A 16,493-nucleotide genomic window follows, 5' to 3' on the forward strand; every position below is an offset into this window, starting at 1 on the left:
CGGTTCCAGAACGAGGTCGAGGTGGGGATGGTGGGGATCAACGTGCCGATCCCGGTGCCGATGGCGTTCTACAGTTTCGGCGGGTGGAAGTCGTCTCTGTTCGGTGACACGCATGTGCACGGCGCCGAGGGGGTGCATTTCTACACGCGGGGCAAGGTGGTGACGTCGCGCTGGCTGGATCCGTCCCACGGCGGCGTGAACCTCGGCTTCCCCACCAACGGCTGACCCGAGCCGCCGCCCGGCCCGCCCTCCCTCACAGGATCGACTCGAAGCCTGTGCGGCCGTTGCATGAGGGCGGGATGATCGGGTAGGCAGGGCGGCATGTCACTTTCGCACTGTGCGGGCTGGTTGCTGGCCGGACGCTACCGGCTGCTGTCCGAACTGGGCCGCGGTGGCATGGGCCGGGTCTGGCAGGCCCACGACGAGCTGCTCGACCGGCAGGTCGCGGTCAAGGAGGTCACCCTCGGGCACACCCTGGGGGCCGAGCGGGAACGCCTGCTCGGACGGACGATGCGGGAGGCGCGGCTGGCCGCCCGGCTGAGCCACCCGCACATCGCCGCCGTCTACGACGTGGTGGTGGCCGACGAACGGCCGTGGATCGTGCTCCAGCTCGTGCCCTCGCGCAGCCTGGCCGACGTGATCGCCGAACGCGGGCCGCTGTCCCCGCCCGACGCGGCGCGCCTCGGGCTGCAGGTGCTGGAGGCGCTGAGCGCGGCGCACGCCGACGGCATCGTGCACCGCGACGTCAAGCCCGGCAACATCCTGCTGAACGGCGACCGGCACGCCCTGCTCACCGACTTCGGCCTGGCCACCACCCTCGACGACCAGGCCAACATCACCCAGTCGGGCATGGTGGTGGGCACGCCCGCCTACATCGCCCCGGAACGCCTGCGCGGCGGCCACGCGACCCCGCAGGCCGACCTGTGGTCCCTCGGCGCCACCCTGTACGCGGCCGTCGAGGGCCAGTCGCCCTTCCCGCACAGCGGCCATTTGGCCGCCCTGACCGCGGTGCTGACCTCCGAGCCCGCGCCGTTCCACCTGGCCGGGCCGCTCGCGCCGGTCATCGCCGGTCTCCTGACCAAGGACCCCGCCCGCCGGATCGACGGCGAGGAGGCCCGGCGGCGCCTGACCCGGGTGGCCGCGCTGCGCGACGAGGAACCCCACGACACCGCCGCCATCCCCCTGGCCGCCCCCCTGCCCCGCACCGGCGACCTCCTTCCCCCCACCCTCTTCCCCGGCGCCCCCGCCCCGGAAGCCGCCCCCGCCCCGGAGGCCGCCCCCGCCCCGGAGGCCGTCCCCGTCCCGGAGGCTGCTCGCGTCCCGGAGGCCGTCCCCATCCCGGAGGCCGTCCCCGTCCCGGAGGGCGCCCCCGCCACGGAGGGCGTCGCCGTTCCGGCGGGTGTCCGGGACGTGGGGGCCGTCGCCGGGGCGCGGCCGGACGCCAGGCGGCGGATCCCGGGGTGGGACCGCGCGGGACGCGGCACCGGCGAGCGCAGCCACGCGGCGCGCCGGACCATGCCCGACGCCGCGCGCGGCCTGCGCGCGCACCGCGAGCTGCTGCCGTTCTCGGTGTCGATCCCGCAGCCGGGCAGGCCGCAGCGCTGGCGGCAGCTCACCGCCCTGGCCGCGCTGGTCACCAGCGTGCTGCTCACGACGTCCTGGAACGGCGACGGCGGCCCGCCCGCCGCCCCCCGCACGCCCTCCTACGCCGACCCGGCGCCGAACCAGGCCCCCGAGCAGGGGGGCATCATGCACGCCGTGGCCGTCACGCGCGACCGGACCTCGAAGGACGCCGCCGACCGCGCGGTAGAGCACGGCGGCTCCCGCCGCCCGCCCGTCCAGCCCCTCGCCCAGCCGCCGTCCCAGCGGCGCGCCGTGACCGGCGCCAGGTCCGCCACTTCCGGCGCCACCTCGGCCGCCACCGCCGGCAAGGGCCGGAAGGTCGGCCATCAGGCCGCCAAGGCCAAGCACGGCAAGGGCCTCGCCCGCGGCCACGGCAAGCACTAGGAAGCGCCACCCACTCCGGGGAGGTCAGGCGAGGGGGAGGCGGAGGACGAAGCGGGCGCCCTTGGGGGAGTCCTCGATGGTCAGCGTGCCGTGGTGCGCGGTCGCGATCTCGCGGGCGATCGGCAGCCCGAGGCCGGTGCCGCCGGCGTCGCGGTTGCGGGAGTCGTCCAGGCGGATGAAGCGCTGGAAGACGAGCTCGCGCTTGGCCGGTTCGATGCCTCCGCCGTCGTCCAGGACCTCCAGCACGGCCCGGCCGTCCTCCTGCCGGACGGTCACGGTGACCTGCGTCTCGGCGTGCCGCTCGGCGTTGTCCAGCAGGTTCGTCAGCAGCCGGGTGAGCTGGAGCCGGTCGCCCATGACGACGACGCCCGCCTCCGGGCCGGCGACCACGCGCTTGGCCCGCGGCCTGGCGGTCTCGGCGGCCACCAGCTCGCCCAGGTCCACCGGCTCACGCTCGCTCGGCGCCCCGGCGTCCAGCTTGGTCAGCGTGAGCAGGTCGGTGACGATGGCCTGCAGCCGGTCGAGGCTGGCCAGCACCTGGGTGCTGGTCTCCCGCCAGTCGGTCTCCTCCGGGTGCAGCATGGCCTCCTCGACCTGCGTGCGCATGGCGGTGATCGGGCTGCGCAGGTCGTGCGAGGCGTCACCGGCGAACCTGCGCTGCTGCTCCATCGCGGCCTCCAGGCGGGCCCGCGCCGTCTCCAGCCGGTCCAGCGTCTGGTTGGCGGTCTCGGCCAGGGCTCTGATCTCGTCGTCGGTGTCCGGGACGGGCACCCGCAGGCCGCCGCCGTCGGCGGTGATCTCGGCGAGCCGCTTGGTGATGGCGCTGACGGGGGCCAGCGTCCTGGCCACGACCCGCGACACCCCGAAGAAGGTCAGCCCGACCAGCAGCGCCGACACCACGATCTGGAACAGCACGACCTGCGGGCTGACGAACCAGGGGACCGCGGGGTCGAAGGCGTAGATGATCCAGGTGCCCTCGGGCTGGTAGGCGCGCAGGGCGACCACGAGCTCGCACCGGCCGGGGAAGGCCGGCAGGTCGCAGCTCCTGCTGACGTAGTTGGCCTGGTCGCGGGGGATGTGGGCGGTCTGGCGGGGGGCGTCGGCCAGGTTGGGCGTCCAGGCGACGGCCCGTCCGGCCGGGTCGACGACCTGGATGCCGTCGAGGCCGAGGGGTTCCAGCACCTGGGGGAGCTGGTTGCGCTTGACCATGAGGAGCACGCGCAGGGCCCGGCCGGACACGTCGCTGGCGCGCACGTCGGCGACGTCGTCGTGGATGCCGAACATGACGAAGCCGCTGACGACGACGTTCAGCAGCAGCATGGCGATGCCGGCGAGCAGTGCCAGGCGCGTACGCAGCGACCGGCGCAACCGTGTTCTCACCCGTCTCCCCCCGGGATCAGCAGAACACGGTTGGTGCACCAGGCCCTAACTTAGGGAGATTCCTCGATAAATACGGTTACGCCGGGACGAGTCGCCCCCGCTGCTACTCCTCCACCGCCTTCAGCACGGCGTCCGCGATCGACCGCGGATCGACCCCGAAGTGCCTGCGCACGGCCTCCCGGGTGTCGGAGAGCCCGAACCCGTCGGTGCCGAGCGAGGTCCACGGCCGGTCGATCCACGGCCTGATCTGGTCGGGCACGGCCCGCATCCAGTCGCTGACCGCGATCACCGGCCCCTCGGTCCCGGCCAGCGCCTGCCGCAGGTACGGCACCCCGGTCGCCGACATGGCCTCGCGCCGCAGCTCGCTCCACGAGGTGACCGACCAGACGTCCACGCCCACGCCGTACTCGTCGGCCAGCAGCCGCTGGGCCTCCAGCGCCCAGTGGATCGCGGTGCCGCTGGCCAGCAGGTGCGCGGCGCCGCCGCCGGCGGAGTAGCGGTAGATGCCCTTGACGATGCCCTCCTCGACGCCCTCGGGCATCGCGGGCTGGGGCAGCGGCTCGTTGTAGAGGGTCAGGTAGTAGAACACGTCCTCGGCGGCCTCGCCGTACATGCGCCTGAGCCCGTCGCGGACGATGACGCCGACCTCGTAGGCGAAGGCCGGGTCGTAGGCCAGGCAGGCGGGGTTGGCCGAGGCCAGGAGCTGGGAGTGGCCGTCGGCGTGCTGCAGGCCCTCGCCCGTCATGGTGGTGCGCCCGGCGGTCGCGCCGAGCAGGAAGCCGCGGCCGAGCTGGTCGGCCAGGGCCCACATCTGGTCGCCCGTCCGCTGCCAGCCGAACATCGAGTAGAAGATGTAGAACGGCACCATCGGCTCGCCGTGGGTGGCGTAGCTGGTGGCCGCCGCGGTGAAGGAGGCCATCGACCCGGCCTCGGTGATGCCCTCGATGAGGATCTGCCCGTCCACCGCCTCCTTGTAGGCCAGCAGCAGCTCCCGGTCGACGGACTCGTACCGCTGGCCGAGCGGCGAGTAGATCTTCGCCGTGGGGAACAGCGACTCCATGCCGAACGTCCTGGCCTCGTCGGGCACGATCGGCACCCAGCGCCGCCCGGTCTCCGGCTCCTTCATCAGGTCCTTGACCAGCCGGACGAACGCCATCGTGGTGGCGATCGGCTGCGTCGAGCCCTTGGCCAGGGCCGCGAACGGCCGCTCGCCCGGCTGCGGCAGCGGCCGGGCGGCGACCGTGCGGCGGGGGATCGGGCCGCCCAGCTCCCGGCGGCGCTCGGCGACGTACTCGGCCTCGGCCGAGCCGGGCCCCGGGTGCAGGTACGGCGGCAGCTCCCCGGCCAGCGCCGAGTCGGGGACCGGCAGGCCGAGCCGGTCGCGCATGACGCGGAACTCGTCGAGGGTGAGCTTCTTCATCTGGTGGTTGGCGTTGCGCGCCTCGACGCCCGCGCCCAGCGTCCAGCCCTTGACCGTCTGGACGAGGACCACCGTGGGCGCGCCCCGGTTCTGCAGCGCCCGGTGGTAGGCGGCGTACACCTTGCGCGGCTCGTGCCCGGCCCGCGAGCCGCCGACGATGCGCCGCAGGTCGTCGTCGGAGCAGGGCACGTCGAGCCCCTGGAACAGGTGCTGCCTGATGTAGGCGCCGTCGGAGGCGGCGAACGTCTGGAACTGGCCGTCCGGCACCTCGCCGAGCCTGGCCACGAGCTCGTCGGAGCCGAGCAGGCCGTCCCACTCGGCGCCCCACAGCGCCTTGACGACGTGCCAGCCCGCGCCCCTGAAGACGCTCTCCAGCTCCTGGACGATCCGGGTGTTGCCGCGTACCGGGCCGTCGAGCCGCTGGAGGTTACAGTTGATCACGAAGGTGAGGTTGTCCAGCCCCTCCCTGGCGGCCAGCGTCAGCGCCGCGGTGGACTCCGGCTCGTCCATCTCGCCGTCACCCAGGAAGGCCCAGACATGGCTGTGCGAGGTGTCCTTGATGCCGCGGTTGTGCAGGTAGCGGTTGAAGCGCGCCTGGTAGACCGCGTTGAGCGGGCCGATGCCCATCGACACGGTCGGGAACTGCCAGAAACCCGACATCGCCCTCGGGTGCGGGTACGACGGCAGCCCGCCCTGCGTCTCGCGCCGGAACAGGTCGAGCTGCTCCTCGCTCAGACGCCCTTCGAGGAAGGCCCGCGCGTAGACGCCGGGGGAGGCGTGCCCCTGGAAGAAGACCTGGTCGTCCGTGCCGTGGAAGAAGTGGTTGAAGCCGACCTCGTACAGCCAGGCGGCCGAGGCGTAGGTGGCCAGGTGGCCGCCGAGGCCGAGCTTGCTGCCCCGGCTGACCATGACGGCGGCGTTCCACCGGTCGTAGGCCGCGACGCGTTCTTCGAGCTCCAGGTCGCCGGGGTAGGCGGGCTCCTCGGCGGTGGGCACCGTGTTGAGATAGCGCGTGCTCGTGGCGAGCCTGCGCAGCAGGTAATCGGCCCGATCGGGACCGGCCGCCCGCCGGACCGCCTCAAGCGATTCGAGCCATTCGGCGGTCTCCTGTGGATCCAGGTCTTTCTCCATGCTTCCATTAAACACCATATGATCGATCATCCGATGAAAGGATTATCTGTGGAGCCCGTGGTGCGGCCGCCGTTGCGCGAGGAGATCAGGAAAGTGCTGCTCGACGGCCTGATCAGCGGCCGATGGGAGCCCGGCGAGCGCATCGTCGAGCGCCGCCTGGCCGCCGAGCTCCAGGTCAGCCAGGCCCCCGTACGCGAGGCGCTGCGCGAGCTGGAGGCGCTCCGGCTGGTCGAGTCGGCCCCCAACCGCGGCGCGCGGGTGCGCGGCTTCACCCTCGACGACCTCCGCGAGGTCTACCAGGTCCGGGCCGGCCTGGAGGAGACCGCCACCCGCCTCGGCCGGCCTCCGGCGGCGGCGCTGCGCGCCCACGTGGACCGCCTGCACGCCGCCGCGGCCGCCGGCTCCCTCGACGACCAGGTGCGCCACGGCGTCGCCTTCCACCGGGAGATCGTGGCGGCCTCCGGCAACGCGCTGCTGGTGTCGGTGTGGGAGTCGCTCGGCGTCGAGGTCTGGACGCACGTGTCGATCCGGCTGTTCCGGATGCGGCCGCACGAGAACGCGGCCGACCACGAACCGCTGATTGAGGCGTTCGAGCGGGACGACCCGCGGGCCGGCCGCCTGCTGCACGACCACGTCCTTGCCTACGCCCCCGACTGACCCCTCTCTTGACACCCCCGCGCCCGGCGTGGACAGTTCAAGACCATGATCACCAGAAGGACGTTACTCGGGGGCGCGGCGGCCCTGCTGGCCGGTCGCCCGCTCGTCACCCCGGCACGGGCGCAGGCGTCGGCCTCGGTCGCCTAGTCAGCGGCTCGGAGATCCAGAAGCTCCTCGACGCCGCCAGGGACGGCAAGGGCGCCAAGGACGCTGCCGGCCGGTACATCGCCAAGGTGCCCAAGGCCACCTACCTGCTCACCGAACCGCTCATCGTGCACAGCAACACCCATCTGGACGCCACGGACGTCAGGATCGTGGCCCGCTTCCCCGCCACGGGCGTCAAGCACACGATGGTCCTCAACGCCGTGAGCGCGACCGCCGGCGGCTACTCCGGCGCCACGAACATCGCCGTCACCGGCGGCAGCTGGGACCCGGTGTGGGACTTCGTCCAGAGCGGCGTGCTCGACCAGGCGCCCGCCATGAACGGCATCACCATGATCCACGCCTCCGACGTGCTGATCGAGAACGTCACCATGTGGAACGTCAAGTGGTGGCACGGCATCGAGCTCAACGCCGTACGGCGCGGCACGGTCCGGGGCTGCAGCCTGATGGGCTGGATCCGCGACCCCGACCAGGGGCTGTGGCACGGCGAGGCGGTCCAGCTCGACCTGCCGGCCGGCGGCAACACCTGGGGCGGCGCGAGCGACCTGACGCCGTGCACCGACATCCTGCTGACCGGCAACACCTGCGACGCCTCGGGCTCACAGCTCGGCTGGGGCCAGTTCACCGGCTCGCACACCTCCGACCCCGCCCACCGGCACACCAACGTGCGCATCCAGGGCAACATCGTGCGCAACACCCGCTACGACGGCATCGCCACGGTCAACGCCCAGAACGTACGCATCGCCGACAACACGGTCGAGGGGTGCGAGGGCGGGATCTACGTGAAGTCGGTGGCGGGAGCCCCGCTGCAGACCGTCGAGATCACCGGCAACCAGGTGAGCGGCACCGGCACGCGCGACGCCCTCGGCATCCGGGGCGACGCCGCCGCGATCACCGACGTCGTGGTCTCCGGCAACACCGTCCCCTGCGAGAAGGTCCACTACTACGGGACGGTGACGCCGAGGGCGGGCGCCGTGCTCGACTGCGCGTCCTAGGCGGCGCGGACCGTTCGTGCCCGCCTCGGGCACGGGGAGGCGGGCCCGTACGCGTTCAGGCGCCGCGCGCCGCCGGTTCGGCGCGCGGGGCGCGCAGGCCGGCGGCGGCCAGGGCGACCGGCGCGCACAGGCCGAGCATCGTCAGCCACACCCCCTGGTACGCCCCGACCGCCCCGAGCCGGTCGCCCGACAGCACCAGCACCAGCGCCGAGACGCCGATGACGGCCCCGACGGCCCGCGAGGTCACCGACAGGGCGGTGCCGGTGGCCAGCCGCGCGGGCGGGATCTCGGCCACCGCCGCGCCGCTCAGCGACGTGATCAGCACGGCCACCGCGACCCCCGACAGCACCACCGCGGGCAGCACCACCGCCAGGTACGCCGGCTCGCCCCCCGCCGCGAACGCCAGGTACGCCGTGGACAGCGCCAGCAGCGCCGCCCCGCACAGGGCGAGCGGGCGATGGCCCGTCCTGGCGGCCAGCCGCCCGGCGAGCGGCGCGGTCAGCACCTGGGCGAGCGCGCCCGGCGTGACGGCGAGCCCCGCGGCGGCCACGGAGTACCCCCAGATCCCGGTCAGGAACAGGATGTTGGCCAGCGGCAGCGCGAACATCACCAGCCCGACCAGGAACATCGCGAGGTTGGCCCGCTGCGTGCCGCGCGCCCGCAGCGCGCCGAGGTCCACGATCGGCGCGGGGTGCGTGCGCGCCCGCCGGACGAACAGCACGGCCACGACGACGCCCGCGACCAGCGCCGCGATCGTGCCGGGGCTGCCCGGCCCCCACGCGTCGCTCTGCACGATCGCCAGCGAGGGCAGCCCGATGGCCCCCACCAGCAGCAACAGCCCGGCGATGTCCGGCAGCCTGGACGTGGCCGCCTCGCCGGCCCCCTTGGGCACGATCCGCCAGGCGCCCGCCAGCACGGCCGCCCCGACCGGCAGGTGCAGGAAGAACACCGTCCGCCAGTCCCAGACGCCGACCAGCATGCCGCCCAGCGACGGCCCCGACGCCGTCGCCACCGACTGCGCCGCGCTCCACAGCCCGATCGCCGTGCCCCGGCGTTCCGGCGGGTAGTACGGCAGGATCAGCGCGAGCGTGAGCGGCGTGATCACCCCGCCGCCCACGCCCTGCACGACCCGGGCGGCGATCAGCGCGCCGGCCGACGGCGCGACCGCGCACAGGGCGGCGCCGACCACGAACACCGCCAGGCCGGTCAGGAACACCCGCCGCGCGCCGAACCGGTCGGCCAGGCCGCCGGCCGGCAGCAGCGCCGCGGTGAACACGATCGCGTAGCCGTTGAACACCCACGACAGCTCGGGCAGGCTGCTGTCCGGGAAGCTGCGCAGGATGTCGGGGAAGGCGATGTTCGCGAGCTGCACGTCGATCGCGCCGAGGAAGGCGCTCCCGCACAGGACGGCGAGCGGGAGCGCCCGTGAACCGGCCACCTCAGTCCGACGCCGCGCCGAACCGCTCCCGCAGCTCGACCTTGCGGATCTTGCCGGTGACGGTCCGCGGCATCTCCTCGACGATCTCCAGGCGCTCGGGCCAGAACCAGTCGTTCACGCCGGCCTCCTTGAGGTAGCCGCGCAGCTCCTCCAGCGTGGGCGGCTCGCCCGACGGCGTGACGACGGCGCACACCTGCTCGACCAGCGCCGGGTCCGGGATGCCGATGAGGGCGATGTCGCGGATCGCCGGATGCCGTCCGAGCAGCGCCTCGATGTCGCTGACCGGCAGCTTGAGGCACATGTTGGCGATGATGACGTCCTTGGTCCTGCCGGAGATGCGCACGCCGCCGTAGCCGTCGTCGCGGGCCAGGTCGCCGGTGTCGAACCAGCCGTCCGGGGTGATCGACTTGGCGTAGATCTCGTCGCGCAGGTAGTAGCCGAGGCACTGGGCCGCGCCGCGCACCTGGAGGGCGCCGATCTCGCCCTTCTCGACCGGCTTGTTCTCCTCGTCGACGATGCGCACCTCCATGCCGGAGATGACCGTGCCGTCGCTCTCGCCGGCCCGCTCGGGCGGGTCCTGCGGGCGGGTCATGGTGACGCCGCCGTTCTCGGTCATGCCCCACAGCGCGTACACGCGCACGCCCAGCGTCTCGGTGACCCGCTCCACCAGGTGCGGCGGGACGGGGGCCGAGCCGGAGACGAACACGCTCAGGGTGGGCAGCTCGCGCGGCCGGGCCGCCTGCTCCTCGCTGATCTCCCGGGCGAACGGCGGCGAGCCGTAGTACATGGTGACGCCGTGGTCGGCCATCAGGTCGAGGTAGACGCCGGCGTCCCAGGCGTCGGCCGTGACCGCGGTGCCGCCCAGCGTCAGCGCCGTCAGGTACGCCATCACCAGGCCCACGTAGTGCATCGACGTCTGGGCCGTCATGATGACCAGGCTCGGGTCCAGCCCGAACGCCTCCCCGTAGCCCTTGATGTCGGCGTACAGGGTGTTCTGGCTGTGCAGCGCGCCCTTGGGCTCGCCGGTCGTGCCCGAGGTGAACAGGATGAGGAACGGGTCGTCGGGGCCCAGCTCGCGGCCCTCCACGTCGGCCGGGTCGCCCGGTTCCGGGGTGAGCAGCAGCTCGTCGAAGTCGAGCGAGCCGGGCGGCCCGCCGCCGCCGACGACGATCACGTGCTCCAGGCTCGGGATCTCCCGGGCCAGGGTCATGCCGGTCTCGGCCGTGTCCAGGTGGCCGATCCGGCTCGTGGTGACGAACAGCTTCGCCTCGGTCAGCCGGATCATGAAGTCCAGCTCGCGGTGCCGGTAGATGGGCATCTGCGGGGCGATGCGCGCGCCGATCTTCATGCACGCCAGCGCGAGGGGCAGCGTCTCCCTGCGGTTGGGGAGCTGGATGGCGACGAAGTCGCCCGGCCGCACGCCCAGCCGGACCAGGCCGTGCGCGATGCGGTCGGTCATCGCGCCCAGCTCGGCGTACGTCACGACGTCGGTGACACCGTCGGCGACGCGCCGGCTGATCAGTGCCGCCTTGCCGGGGGACGCCTCGATGTTGCGGCGTAAGTCGTCCAGAAAGGTCTCGTCGCGCCACCAACCATTGCGCCGGTATTCCTGGCTCGTGTCCGACACGGTCACCGCCTTTCGTCGTTCTCGTTCTACTTGATTGCTAGGAAGTGGGAAATACGGTGTTTTCCCCGGCAGGGGTGATCAGGTAGAACAACCCCGGCAGATGCACCGCGACGCCCTCGTACACCTCCGCGCAGACCGCCACGCCCGGCCGGGCGAACGTGCCGGGCGGCGGCTCGGCCACCCGGATCACCGAGCGGCCCGCGTCCAGCAGCCGGGCCGCCACGGAGATGTCGCCGACCAGGGCGTCCCCGGGGGCGACCCACCGGTTGCGGCTGACCTTCATGCCGTTGCCCTCGGCCAGCTCGGCCAGCAGCCCGCCCCGGCCGATCAGCCGGTGGTAGTAGTCGCGCGGGTTGACGATCATCGCGTGCGGGGTCGCGCCCGACTGCTCGACCTCGTCGCAGGCCGACAGCACGCCGTGGACGTAGTCGTCGTACGGCAGCCGGGCGATCTCCGGATGGCCGAGCAGGGCGGTGGTCAGGGCCAGGTTCTCGGCCGTGGCCAGCCGGACCAGCAGGCGGTAGTCGAGGAAGGTGGCCAGGGCGTCCGGGTCGGCGGCCAGGCCGTCGGGGATCTGCACCCACGCCCGGATCGGATGCACCTTGGCCTCCGACATGCCGAACCTGAAGGCCGCCTCGCGGCGCACGTCGGAGTCGCGCACCGACCGCCGCTCCTCCTCGCCGGGCGGCGACTCCGTCCAGAACCGGGCCCGGTCGCCCTCGACGGGGACGACCTTGAGCAGGTTGCGCACGGTCAGGCGGGGCCGGTCCTTGGTCGGCTCGTGCGCCTCGGTGATGGTGTAGTCGAAGGTCACTTCCGCGTGGCCGGGGTCCTCGGCGTAGGCCCGCGCGAACAGCCGGCCCGGTGACTCTGACATGGATACTCCCTATTCGTCCTGGACGAGGCGCTGGTAGAAGGGGAGATGGTGGTCGTAGAAGGCCCGCAGGGCCGGATGGTTGTCCACGGTCGCGGCGTAGACGTTGCCGCGGTCCTCGAACCCGGCGCTGCCGCTCGCGTCCAGGTGCCAGCGGCGGGTCCGCCCCCACTCCGGGCGGTCGCCGGCGGCCCAGGTGAGCGAGCCGGGCAGGAAGGGCAGGCCGGTGTAGGCGCAGAACTCCTCGACGACCGCCGCCGGCTCGCGGATCAGCCGTTCGGTGCGGATCACCAGCGGCCGCCGGCCGGTCGCCTCCCGGACCAGCTCGTGCAGCAGGAACAGCCGCTCGTAGCCGATCTCGTCGCAGGTCACCGCCGGTTTGATCGCGTAGTGCGAGGCGATGGTCGGCCGCGGGTCGCGCACGATGAACGTGTGGACGATCCCCGCCAGGTCCTCCGGATGCTTGAACAGGTGCGGGTACTCGTAGTCGAGCACCTCCTTGACGAACACCGGCCGCGCCCGCGCCAGCTCGGCCAGCCGCGCCAGCAGGTCCTTCTCCGAGCGGGCGGTCACCTCGCCGCCGTCCGGCGCGGGCAGCGTCAGCGAGCCCTCCTCGGTCAGCGCCAGGAACGGCTCGTGCAGGACGGCCACGTCGCCCCGCTCGATCATCATGCGCAGGAACGCCGTCGAGGCCGAGCGCGAGTGCGCCCACATGGCGACCAGCGGCCCGCTCACCCCGACCACCACGCCGGCACCCGGTCCCAGCGGTGCCGCCGCAGCTCGCTCAGCAAGTCCGGGTCGAGCGGCCGCCCGTCGGAGACGCCGAGGTTGGCCTGCACGTGCGCCGGCCTGCGCATCCCCGGGATCACCGTGCTGACCGCCGGGTGGTGCAGCACGAACCGCAGCGCGACCTCCGGCAGCGAGAGCCCCTCCGGCAGCGCCGCCTTGAGCCGTTCGGCCCGCTCGACGCTCGGCCCCAGGTTCTCCGGCCCGAAGTACGTGCTGCGCCAGTCCTCCGGCGGCCACGTGCTGTCCGCGGTCAGGGTGCCGGTGAGCGTGCCCTCGTCGAACGGCACCCGGGCGATGATGCCCACGCCCTCGCGCAGCGCCCGGTCGAACAGCTCGTCCTCGGGCGCCTGGTCGAAGATGTTGTAGATCACCTGGATGACGTCGATCAGGCCGGTGTCGAGCGCGGCGAAGCAGTTGGCCGGCTCCCACCGGTTGACGCTGATGCCGACCGCGTCGATCAGGCCCTCGCTCTTGAGGTCCCTGATCGCCTCCTGCCACCGCTCGTCCCGGGCCCAGCGGTCCTCCCAGGTGTGGAACTGCATGAGGTCGATGCGCGAGACGCCCAGATTCTCCAGGCTGCGGTGGGTGTACTCGCGGATGTACTCGGCGGGGTAGGCGTCGTCGAGGGTGTCGTCCGGTCCGGGGGGCCATTCGCGGTTCTTCGGCGGGATCTTCGTGGCCACGTACAGCCGGTGGCCGGGGTGGCGGCGCAGCAGCGCGCCGAGCAGCTGCTCGCTGACGCCGCGGCCGTACACCCAGGCGGTGTCGAAGAAGGTGCAGCCCAGTTCGACGGCCTGGTCGAGGCACCGGGGGGCGACGTCGTAGTCCCAGCCGGTGAAGCCGCCGGGGCCGCCGCCGATGCCCCACATGCCGTAGCCGACCTCGCTGACCTCCCAGCCGAGGTTTCCCATCTTGCGGTAGCGCATTCCTGACCTTTCCTGATCAACCGGTGGGCACCCGCTGCCCGGCCGTGCCCGCCAGGCGGGCGTGGTAGGCGGCGATCGGGCCGTCGAGGGTGCCCTCGCCGAGCCGCCATCGCTGTTCGAGCCTGTGGCACTCGTCCTTGCGGAACAGCGCGGGGTTGTCGGTGAGCAGCCCGCCGAACGCCCGGCGCAGCTCCTCCTCGTCCGCCGCGGCGGGCAGCAGGGAGGCGAGCGTGATCAGCTCGCGGTCCCCGCTCGCCCGGCCGGTCTCGCGCACGAGCCGCGCGAAGTCGCCGCACGGGATCGGCGTGACCGGCACGCCCGCCCGCGCCGGCACGTCGTCGATGCTGACGCTCTCGGCGCGGAAGACGTGCAGCGTACGGCCCCAGACCTCCGGGTCGGCCACCGCCGCCCCGACCCGCGCGGCGACGTAGTCGACCGGCGTGTAGTCGGTGCGCGTGGCGACGTCGGGACGCACGCCGAGCCGCAGGAACGCCGACAGCAGCAGGTGGGTGAAGGCGACCGGGTTCGGATAGCCGTTGTCGGCGCTCGGCATGATCTCGCCCAGCCGCAGCACGGTCACCAGCGCGCCCCGGCGCCTGGCCTCGGCCAGGTAGCGCTCGGCGATCCACTTCGACCGGCTGTAGCCGCCGCCCGGCGCCCTGGCCAGCGCCGGGTCGCAGTCCTCCGGGACGCGCTCGCCCCTGTGGAGCGCCTCCGTCTGCAGCGCGCCCAGCGTCGAGACGTAGTGCAGCGGCACCGGATGGTGGGCCATCGCCAGCCGCACCAGCTCGATCGTGCCGCGCACGTTGGCCTGACGGTGGGCGCGGTAGTCGAACAGGAAGTTCACCATCGCGCCGTTGTGCAGCACCAGGTCGCAGGCTCGGGCCAGATGCTCCCAGGTGGAGCCGTCCAGCCCGAGGCCGGGTAAGGCCAGGTCGCCCGCGTAGCCCTCCAGCCGGTCGGCGAAGCGCGGCTCCCACAGCCCCCGCTCGGCGAGCGCCGCCACGACCCGGGCCGTGGCCGCCTCGTCGTCGGCCGCCCGCGCCAGGCAGCACACCCGCAGCCCGCCGCGGCTCAGCAGCTCGTGCACCAGGCGGCTGCCGACGAACCCGGTGGCCCCGGTGACCAGCACCGTACGCAGCCGCTCCGGCCTGGACGCCCGCCGGATGGGCTCCCCGTCGGGCACCACGGAGTCGCGCGCCATCAGCACCGACTCCTCCTCGATGGCCTCGTGGTCCTGCCGCCGCCGCTCGATCAGCCGGGCCAGCGCGCCGGCCGTCGGGTGGTCGTACAGGTCCTTGACGTCCACGCGGACGCCGGTCTCGGCGGTGATCATGTGGACCACGGACAGGGCCTGGATGGAGTCGCCGCCCGACTCGGCGAAGTGCGTCTCGGCGGTCAGGCCCGGCCAGCCGAGGGCCGAGCGCATCGCCCGCAGCACCTGGTCGCCCAGGCACGCGGTCGGCGCGCTCTCGGCCAGCAGGGCGGTGTCCTCGGCCAGCCGGCCGTCGAGGATCTCCTGGAGCCGGCCGCGGTCCACCTTGCCGTTGTCGTGCAGCGGCATCTCGGCCAGCGGGAAGAAGTAGCGCGGGACGCTGGTCCGCGGCAGCGTGCGGCGCAGCTCGGCGGCCAGCGCGGCCTCGGTCAGGCCCCTGCCGGAGGCGAACAGCGCCAGCGCCTTGACGCCCGCCTGCTCGGCCACCAGCACCTCGGCCTGCAGCACGCCGGGGCAGCGCTGGGCCGCCGCGGCGATCTCGCCCAGCTCGATGCGCACGCCGTGGATCTTGACCTGGAAGTCCTTGCGGCCGGCGAAGAACAGGCGGCCGTCGTCGTCCAGGTGGCCGAGGTCGCCCGTGAGGTAGAGGCGCTCGCCCGGGATCTCGCCGGGGAACGGGTTGCCGACGAACGCCCTGGCCGTCGCGGCCGGGTCGCCCAGGTAGCCCGCGCCCAGGCAGACGCCGCCGATCGCGATCTCGCCGGTCGTGCCGGGCGGGACCGGGCGCAGGTCGTCGTCCACCACGACCGCGTAGCAGTTGTCGATCGGACGGCCCAGCGGGACCGCGTCGCCGTCGGCCGCCGACACCCGGTGGAAGACCATCCCGATCGACGCCTCGGTGGGGCCGTAGCCGTTGGTCAGGTCGAGGCCGGGCAGCAGGGCCATCAGGCGGTGTACCGCGCGCGGGCTGACCGCCTCGCTGCCGACGACGAGCCGGCGCAGGGACGACAGCGAGCGCAGGGCGGCGGCGTCGCCGTCCACGATGGCGACCAGGGCGTTGAAGACGCTGGAGACGAAGTCGGCGGTGGTGATGCCGTACCGGGCGATCAGGTCGATGGTGTGCCGGAGGTTGAGGAAGTCGCCCTGCACGGGCAGCACGGTGCGCCCGCCGGTGGTCAACGGCCAGAACAGCTGCCACAGCGCGGAGTCGGAGGTGTGCCTGCTGTTCTGCAGCACGACGTCGTCGCCGGTCGCGGCGAAGTAGCGGGTCATGAAGCGCAGCCGGTTGGCCAGGCCGCCGTGCCGGTTCATCGCGCACTTGGGGGTGCCGGTGGTGCCGGAGGTGAAGTAGCCGTACGCCAGGTCGTCCGGGCCCAGCTCGACCGCCGGCCGCTCGGAGGTCGGGACGATCGCGTCGATCCCGACGACGACCGCCCGATCGGCGGCGCCCGGCGGCAGCGGCTCGCCGCCCGCGCACAGGATCGGGCCGTCCGGCAGCACGTCCAGCGTGTCGCGCACGCGCTCGACCGGCCACGACGGGTCGAGCGGCACGAACGCCGCGCCCAGCTTCATCAGCGCCAGGTACGCGACCGGCAGCTCCAGCGAGTTGACCAGCAGGGCCGCGACCACGTCGCCCTTGCCCACGCCGTGCCCGGCCAGCGTCGCCGCCAGGCCGTTGACCAGGTCGTCCAGTTGCCTGTAGGTGAGGGTCCTGCCGTCGTAGGTGACCGCCGGCCGCTCGGGGCACCGGTCGGTCTGCTCCTCGATCAACGCCGGGACGGGACGGAACGGGCCGAAGTCGACCGCCCGGCCGGTGAAGCCGCGGGTGTTGCCGGTCATCTCCACCTCTCTGTCAGGAATGTACGAACGGC

12 protein-coding genes are annotated in these 16,493 nt (G+C 73.2%); 4 read left to right on the top strand and 8 right to left on the bottom strand.

Annotated elements, in window-relative coordinates; all coding sequences use genetic code 11:
- Window positions 1-225 (top strand): aldehyde dehydrogenase family protein (locus ACIBST_RS10545; RefSeq protein WP_397170743.1); only part of this gene is annotated, 225 nt, incomplete at its 5' end.
- A gap of 96 nt (window positions 226-321) precedes the next feature.
- Window positions 322-2,007 carry a protein kinase gene (locus tag ACIBST_RS10550; RefSeq protein WP_397170745.1) on the top strand — a complete coding sequence of 562 codons (1,686 nt, stop codon included), beginning with the start codon at window positions 322-324 and terminating at the stop codon, window positions 2,005-2,007.
- A gap of 24 nt (window positions 2,008-2,031) precedes the next feature.
- Here the strand turns inward: ACIBST_RS10550 and ACIBST_RS10555 are convergent, their stop codons facing one another.
- The gene (locus ACIBST_RS10555) at window positions 2,032-3,387 is read right to left on the bottom strand and encodes a sensor histidine kinase (protein WP_397170747.1); all 1,356 of its coding nucleotides are present in this window, start codon (window positions 3,385-3,387) and stop codon (window positions 2,032-2,034) included.
- A gap of 103 nt (window positions 3,388-3,490) precedes the next feature.
- Window positions 3,491-5,938 (bottom strand): pyruvate dehydrogenase (acetyl-transferring), homodimeric type, encoded by a 2,448-nt coding sequence (gene aceE, locus ACIBST_RS10560; RefSeq protein ID WP_397170749.1) that lies wholly within the window; start codon window positions 5,936-5,938, stop codon window positions 3,491-3,493.
- A gap of 18 nt (window positions 5,939-5,956) precedes the next feature.
- On the opposite strand from aceE, the gene ACIBST_RS10565 reads away from it, so the two are divergent.
- Both ACIBST_RS10565 and ACIBST_RS10570 read left to right on the top strand, forming a co-directional pair.
- Window positions 5,957-6,595, top strand: coding sequence for a GntR family transcriptional regulator (locus ACIBST_RS10565; protein WP_397170750.1), 639 nt, complete (start codon window positions 5,957-5,959; stop codon window positions 6,593-6,595).
- A gap of 233 nt (window positions 6,596-6,828) precedes the next feature.
- Window positions 6,829-7,752: a right-handed parallel beta-helix repeat-containing protein gene (locus ACIBST_RS10570; RefSeq protein WP_397170752.1), complete on the top strand. Its 924-nt coding sequence runs from the start codon at window positions 6,829-6,831 to the stop codon at window positions 7,750-7,752.
- 55 nt (window positions 7,753-7,807) lie between these two features.
- On the opposite strand, the gene ACIBST_RS10575 is transcribed toward ACIBST_RS10570, so the two are convergent.
- From ACIBST_RS10575 to ACIBST_RS10600, 6 genes are read right to left on the bottom strand one after another with little or no spacing between them, the layout of a single operon-like run.
- Entirely contained in the window at window positions 7,808-9,190 is a 1,383-nt protein-coding gene (locus ACIBST_RS10575; RefSeq protein WP_397170753.1) for a DHA2 family efflux MFS transporter permease subunit, read from the bottom strand.
- A gap of 1 nt (window position 9,191) precedes the next feature.
- Window positions 9,192-10,817 (bottom strand): AMP-binding protein, encoded by a 1,626-nt coding sequence (locus ACIBST_RS10580; protein WP_397170755.1) that lies wholly within the window; start codon window positions 10,815-10,817, stop codon window positions 9,192-9,194.
- 37 nt (window positions 10,818-10,854) lie between these two features.
- A complete protein-coding gene (locus tag ACIBST_RS10585) occupies window positions 10,855-11,694 on the bottom strand; it encodes a family 3 encapsulin nanocompartment shell protein (RefSeq protein WP_397170756.1) in 840 nt (279 codons plus the stop codon).
- Window positions 11,695-11,703: 9 nt separating this feature from the next.
- Window positions 11,704-12,438 carry a sulfotransferase family protein gene (locus tag ACIBST_RS10590; RefSeq protein ID WP_397170758.1) on the bottom strand — a complete coding sequence of 245 codons (735 nt, stop codon included), beginning with the start codon at window positions 12,436-12,438 and terminating at the stop codon, window positions 11,704-11,706.
- Window positions 12,423-13,406, bottom strand: coding sequence for an aldo/keto reductase (locus ACIBST_RS10595; RefSeq protein ID WP_397170760.1), 984 nt, complete (start codon window positions 13,404-13,406; stop codon window positions 12,423-12,425). Before ACIBST_RS10595 ends, ACIBST_RS10590 begins: the two co-directional genes overlap by 16 nt.
- Before the next feature lie 16 nt (window positions 13,407-13,422).
- Window positions 13,423-16,461: an amino acid adenylation domain-containing protein gene (locus tag ACIBST_RS10600; RefSeq protein ID WP_397170762.1), complete on the bottom strand. Its 3,039-nt coding sequence runs from the start codon at window positions 16,459-16,461 to the stop codon at window positions 13,423-13,425.
- Window positions 16,462-16,493 lie beyond the last annotated feature (32 nt).

It is taken from the genome of Nonomuraea sp. NPDC049684 (assembly GCF_044465345.1).
Lineage (GTDB): Bacteria > Actinomycetota > Actinomycetes > Streptosporangiales > Streptosporangiaceae > Nonomuraea.